Source organism: Actinomycetes bacterium, from assembly GCA_036510875.1.
Lineage (GTDB): Bacteria > Actinomycetota > Actinomycetes > Prado026 > Prado026 > DATCDE01.
Window position 1 is genome coordinate 1 of the sequence record DATCDE010000293.1, and the last position, 5938, is coordinate 5938.

Annotated in this window: 7 protein-coding genes; 3 read left to right on the plus strand and 4 right to left on the minus strand. The window is 69.8% G+C overall.

All coding sequences use genetic code 11. From position 1 onward, the window contains the following. Nucleotides 1-145: 145 nt before the first annotated feature. On the minus strand, nucleotides 146-1210 hold the full coding sequence (locus VIM19_17070) for a cobalamin-dependent protein (GenBank protein HEY5186567.1): 1065 nt from the start codon (nucleotides 1208-1210) through the stop codon (nucleotides 146-148). Nucleotides 1211-1723: 513 nt separating this feature from the next. Between VIM19_17070 and VIM19_17075 the strand changes: the two genes are divergently transcribed. Both VIM19_17075 and VIM19_17080 read left to right on the plus strand, forming a co-directional pair. After that, nucleotides 1724-2308, plus strand: a complete 585-nt coding sequence (locus VIM19_17075; GenBank protein ID HEY5186568.1) for a GNAT family protein — start codon at nucleotides 1724-1726, stop codon at nucleotides 2306-2308. A 128-nt stretch (nucleotides 2309-2436) separates the two neighbouring features. Continuing rightward, nucleotides 2437-2742, plus strand: a complete 306-nt coding sequence (locus VIM19_17080; GenBank protein ID HEY5186569.1) for a hypothetical protein — start codon at nucleotides 2437-2439, stop codon at nucleotides 2740-2742. 75 nt (nucleotides 2743-2817) lie between these two features. On the opposite strand, the gene VIM19_17085 is transcribed toward VIM19_17080, so the two are convergent. The 3 genes from VIM19_17085 to VIM19_17095 all read right to left on the minus strand — a co-directional run bounded on the left by VIM19_17085 (nucleotide 2818) and on the right by VIM19_17095 (nucleotide 5531). Then, nucleotides 2818-3240, minus strand: coding sequence for a DUF1622 domain-containing protein (locus VIM19_17085; GenBank protein HEY5186570.1), 423 nt, complete (start codon nucleotides 3238-3240; stop codon nucleotides 2818-2820). A 189-nt stretch (nucleotides 3241-3429) separates the two neighbouring features. After that, the gene (locus VIM19_17090; protein ID HEY5186571.1) at nucleotides 3430-3858 is read right to left on the minus strand and encodes a transposase; all 429 of its coding nucleotides are present in this window, start codon (nucleotides 3856-3858) and stop codon (nucleotides 3430-3432) included. Further along, nucleotides 3855-5531 carry an MFS transporter gene (locus tag VIM19_17095; GenBank protein HEY5186572.1) on the minus strand — a complete coding sequence of 559 codons (1677 nt, stop codon included), beginning with the start codon at nucleotides 5529-5531 and terminating at the stop codon, nucleotides 3855-3857. The genes VIM19_17090 and VIM19_17095 overlap by 4 nt, the downstream gene beginning before the upstream one ends. Nucleotides 5532-5694: 163 nt before the next feature. On the opposite strand from VIM19_17095, the gene VIM19_17100 reads away from it, so the two are divergent. Continuing rightward, nucleotides 5695-5938, plus strand: a 244-nt coding sequence (locus VIM19_17100; GenBank protein HEY5186573.1) for a MarR family transcriptional regulator, incomplete at its 3' end; no start/stop codon positions are given.

Below are 5938 nucleotides of genomic sequence, written 5' to 3' on the forward strand. Positions count from 1 at the left end.
CGGGAACCCGGTCCGCATCAGCGCGGCAGCCGTCGACCCGGCCGACGTCCCCACAATGACCTCGGCGTCGCGAGCATCCCACCCGATCTCCTCGACAAGAGCGCACAGGACACCCGCGTGAAACGCAGTGCCGGTCAGACCTCGGTTAGGCGTGGCTGACAACGGCGGCCAGCATGCGGTGCGCGCCGGGAAAGCCGTGGCCCAGTTCCTCCGCGATCACGGTGAGGCTTTCGTCCAGCACGATCGCCCGGGCCCTGCGCGTTTCCGGCAGCCCGCGGGTCCAGGCGACGCGCTCGGTGAACAGTCGGTCGTCCTTGACGAGCAGCGCGCTGGATAGCGCGGCGATGACCAGTTTGACATCCGAGTGGGCCCGTTGGACCTGCTGGCCGCCGTACCGTCCGACCGCTGGGACGCGGTACACCAGGGTGTGCAGGACGTGGTCGACGAAGGAGTCGCGCAACCGATGCAGCGCTGCGACCTCCGCGTCCACGGGCCCCAGTTCCGCGAACGCGGGTGACTCGTCGCGCCAGGCCCGTAGCGGGGCCGTCGCCTCGTCCGGCCGACGGGCCCACGCGTCCGCGCCCACCGCGCGCCCCCAACGGCCGTCTGGGCCGAATCCCGCACCACCGACGAGCACCGGGACGCCGACCCGGTGGGCCGCGGCGATCGCGTCGCGGGCCCCGGGCAGCGCCAGCGGCTCGGTGCAAGACAGGATCAACGCGCAGGGTCGGCTCTCGGTCAGGAAGGCCGCCAGGTCCCGTACCGGGACCGGGAGGCCAAGCACGATCACGTCGACGCCGGACTCAACGAGCAGTTCCGCGGCGAACCGTGCCGGCAGCACGTGAGCCTCCCCGCCCGGGCACGCCATGACCGCGGTGGGTGCGCCCGCCGGACGGCGTCGGGTGCGGGCCCGTACCGTCGCCGCGGACAGCACGTTCTCGGTGATACCGCTGGCAACGTGCTCCTGCGCCGCGTTCCAACGCCCGTCGTACCAGCGGGCGCCGACCTCGGCCATCGCCGGGACCAGCAGCTCCTCGATCACCCGGACGAGGTCGGCACCGGAGGCCAGGCCGGACAGGGCCAGTGCCCGGGCCGCCCCCAGATCGTGGGACCCGACATGGTCGAGGTACTCCTCCACCCTGCCTGCCCCGGGGCCGCCGCCCGGACCGCTGCCCCGCTCGACCACAACCAGAACCCTCCCCGAGGCCACCCGCGCCTCATCGAGGATAGGCCTCTCGGGACAGGCGACACGAGGGGTGCCACCGCGCGGGGGGGACCTGACGCCAGCGGTTGGCGCGGTACTCGACCCGAAGGCCGACCCGCACAACCACGGCTGGGTGCTCGGCATGGGCTACCGGGGTCACCGCAGCCGGCCGGTCGACAGTCAAAGCCTTCGAAGTCGAATACAGGTGCGCGGCAAGACCCGGACTCAACGGTTCCGCGCCACCATCGCGATCTGCACCCCCAAAGGGGCTGCCAGTCGCGAACTGCGCCCCAGAAGACGGATAGGCAACCGAAGACGACACCCACCCGTAGGTGCCGTTCGTGGGCTGACGCGAGACTAGGTCTTCTACCTGCCTTCAGCCTTCAGCTCGAACGGACCCCGGCTACGGATGCTCGCCTTACCGGCAGGACGGCCAGCGCCTGAAGGTTAGCGCGATCGCCCGAGTTGAACGCCGGTAGGTCTCGCTCGCTGCCCGCAACGTCCGGCACTCTGGCCCATGTGGACTGGGGCGACGGGCAGGGGCTGCCGGGGGCAGGGCTTCTGCCACAGCGGACCACGCTGACCGATGGCGTCATTGCACTGCGCGCACCCTCGCTCGATGACGTCGAGGACTATGCCCGCAGCGCGACCGATCCGACCATCATCGACTTCACTCATGTTCCGTTGGATTTCGGTCGGGACGGTGCAACTCGCTTCGTGGTGGGTGCGTGCGACGAGTGGGAAGCGGGCACCAAAGCAAGGTTCGCCGTCTGCCGCGCTGACTCGATGTCGCGGCTGCTGGGATCGATCTCGCTGGTCAACATCGTCTGGCCGAATCTCAGCGCCGAACTTGGCTACTGGGTGCTTCCTGAGGCACGAGGCCAGAGGTATGCGATGCGTGCCGTCCGTTTGGTCCAGCGTTGGGCGTTCGATGTGGTGGGCCTCGCGCGGATCGAAGCCCAGGTGTTTGACGGCAACGAGGCCTCGTGGCACGTCCTGGAGACCTGCGGGTTCAGGGTCGTGGCTCACCAGGTTGTCGAGCACCGGGGCAAGAACCGGGGCGAGCGTCTGCTACAACTCGGGCGCGATGAGTGGCGACATTGACTAACCCTGACGAACCCAGTGACCCGACGGGTGCCCCGCATCTGAATGCCAATCATGCGCGGGTCGCTCCGGCAGCAGTGGGTGCACCGGCTCGCCGGTGGCCAGGCGTCGTCAGGCGACGTCGACCTATGACTGGCACCGACCTCGCCGCTCTCCGCCGCCTCGCAGAGGATGGCAACGAGGAAGCCGCTGATCGGCTTTCTGTTCTGGCGGCCGAGCGCGGTGACGTCGAGGAGTTGAAGCACCTCATTGACGTGGGGAACGAGGTGGCGGCCGATCGGCTCGCCGAGGTGGCCGCTGGACGCGGCGACGCGGACACGCTGAACTGCCTGATCGACGCGGGCAACGAGTTGGCAGCGGGCGCGCGGAGGTGGCTGCCGCACACGGCGATGTTGACCCGCTCAACCGCCTCGCCGACGAAGGCAGTGAGGTAGCCGCAACACTGCTGAGCCGGATCAGCAGCGAAACCGAGTAGCTGGGACGCCCGAGGCGCCGGCTTCAGTGCTCGGTCAGGCGTTTCCTGAGGACCTGGGGGCGGCCGGTTGCCCATCCCGCCCGGCGGCACGGGCGATGTTGTTGGCGCCACTGGACATGGCGCGACGCCATGGCGCGACGCCCTCGATCTCGATCTCCAGCGAGAAGCTCAAGAACGTCCTGATGAGCACGATGAGGCCGAGGATCGCGACGTTGTCCAAGGTCGGCGCCACCGCTACGGTACGGATGAGATCGGCGGCGACGAGGATTTCCAGCCCGAGCAGGATCACTCCTCCGAAGGATTCCCGCAGCACCCGGTAGGCCAAGCGTCCCTCCCCCGACCGCCTCAGCGACCGCGCGGCGATGCCAACAGACACGAAGAACCCCACCAGCAGAACTGCCGCCCCGATGGCCTCGAAGACCTGGGCCACGTGGTCCATGGTCTCGGCGAAGGTCATGGTCACGCAGCCTAGGGCCTTCCCACAGGGCCAGGCGGCGACCCGGGCCGTCGCCCGCTCTGGGGTGAGGCTCGGCGCGCCCCTGGGACGTGCGGGGATGATCCGATCCTGCAACGGCGGATCGCGGTCACCTGCGACACCGGTGGCGGACGCTGGACATGAACCCGTTGCCGCCCACGAGACGGCCACCTAGGCCGTGTCTTGAATGTGGTTGAGCCAGTCGACGGTGGCGGCCCGGATGATGCCGCCGCGGTAGACGGTGGCGTACTTGTCGTAGCGGCTGGCGATGGCGCGCCAGTGCCTCATGCGGTTGAAGAACCGTTCGACGACGTTGCGGTTCTTGTAGTCGGTGGCGTCGTGGGTGACGGGTCGGCCGCCGGCGCTACCGCGTCGTTTCCGGTTGGCCGCCTGGTCGGCCTTCTCCGGGATGACCGCCTTGATGACGCGTGATCGCAGCAGCGCCCGGTGCCCGCGCGAGCAGTAGGCCTTGTCCGCGCGCAGCACGTCCGGGGTGGTGCCGTCGCCGCCGTGGTGAAGGCGGCCGCGGATGATCCCGGTAGGCGCCGCAGGCTCAACCGAGGGGCGACCTCGGGTGGCCCGGCAACTTTCCCAGCTCAGGGCCCCGAGGTGACCTCCACGTCGGCCTCACCGGCCGGCTCGACCCGCTCGTCTTTGGGCGGTGCCGCTATGCCCGTCGCCCGGCCGTGCAGCGCGAAGCTGGCGAGCAGGCCGAGCCCGAGGAACCCGGCCGCGACGTAGGCGGACAGGCTGCTCGCCTTGGACAGGGCCACCTGGGCGCGCTGGGCGATCGGCTGGGTTACCGGGTTGCTCTCCAGCTCCGGGATCACCGCACCTGCGGTCACCTTGACCGACTCGACCGCGGCAGCACGCTGCTGGGCGCTCAGGCTCGGCACCTGCTCGAGCTGCCGGTCGAGGTTGGCACCCAGCGCGGTGAACAGCACGGTGCCGAGGATCGCGATACCCAGCGCCGAGCCGATCTGCCGGCTCGTGCTCTGCGTGCCCGAGCCCTGGCCGCTCTTGGCCACCGGGACGTCGACGAGCACGACACCGGTGATCTGCGCGGTCGCCAGGCCGACGCCGAGGCCGTACACGAACAGCGCCGGCAGGGTCGGCCACCAGGCGCGGGTGGCCGAGATCGCCAGCCCGAGGGACACGATCCCGACGATCTCCAGGACGATGCCGAGCCGGACCGCGAATACCGCGCCGCGGTTCTGGGCCAGCTGGGCGCCGAAGCCGCTCGCAGCGAACGAGCCGAGGGCCAGCGGGAGCAGGGCCGCGCCCGTCTCGAACGCGCTGAAGCCGCGCACGTTCTGGAACCACAACGGCAGGGAGAACAGGATGCCGAACTCCCCGAGGCTCACGATGAGCGCCACGACGTTGCCGTTGCGGAAGGAGGAGATCCTGAACAGGTCGAGGTCGAGCAGGACCGGCAGCCCGGCGGCGTGTCGGCGGCGTTCCAGCCACACGAACAGCGCGAGGGCGGCGACGCCGACGGCGAACGCGACCAGCACCGGGGAGATCGACCACGTCCACGTCCACTTCAGGAAGGTGAACGGCTTGTCCAGGCTCCACCAGCCGTAGTTGCGCCCTTCGATGAGGCCGAAGACGATCCCGGTGAAGCCGACCACGGACAGCAGCGCGCCGAGATAGTCCGCACCGCCGGCGACGGCGCCCTCTTTGGACTCGCGGACGAAGACCAGCGTGCCGATCGCGACCGCGATGCCCAGCGGGATGTTGATGCCGAATGCCCACCGCCAGGAGTACGAGGTGGTGAGCCACCCGCCGAGCAGCGGGCCGAGGGCGGCCGTACCGCCGATGGTCGAGCCCCAGATCGCGAACGCGATGGCCCGGTCCTTGCCCCGGAAGCCCGCGTTGAGCAGGGACAGCGAGGTCGGCAGCATCATGGCGCCGCCGATGCCCTGCGCCACTCGGGCGGCGATCAGGGCGGTGCCGTCGGGCGCCATGGCGGCCAGGACGCTGGACGCCGTGAAGATCGCGACGCCGAGGAGGAACAGCAGCCGCCGGCCGAACCGGTCTGCCAGCCTGCCGAAGACGAGCAGCGTGGAGGCAAAGACCAGGGTGTACGCCTCCTGGACCCACTGCGCCTGGGTCGAGGTGATGTGCAGCTCGTCGATGATGGTGGGGACTGCGACGTTGACGATCGTCGCGTCCACGATGATCATCGCGACGCCGAGGGCGATGAAGGCCAGGCCCCACCAGCGTCGGCGGTCGTGCGTCCCGGTCACGTCCACGGCGGATTCGTTGCTCATCGGCGTCGGTTCCCGTTCCTGTCCCTGTGCCACGTCGGTAAGTGCTTCGTATGCTGAGTATCCGCGGTGCCCAGGGTAGGTACAGCCGCATGAGTTCGCAACCTGAGGGTCAGCAGGCTGAGTATCTTGGCCAACCGGCCGCGCCGGACCTATTCTGACGGCGATGAGCATCCCCACCGGGTACAAACCGAGCCACTGGCCGCTGGGCCGGCTGCTGTCGACCGCCGCGCGGCTGGTCGAGCAGGACTGGAACGCCTGGCTCGCCGAGCGGGGGCTCACCCACGCGGGCCTGCTCGCGTTGCATGCCCTGGACTGGGGCCCGCGGACGCAGCGGGAGATCGCAACCTGGTCGATGGTCGAGGAGCAGACCATGAGCCGGGTGCTCGACCGGCTCGAGCGCACCGGCC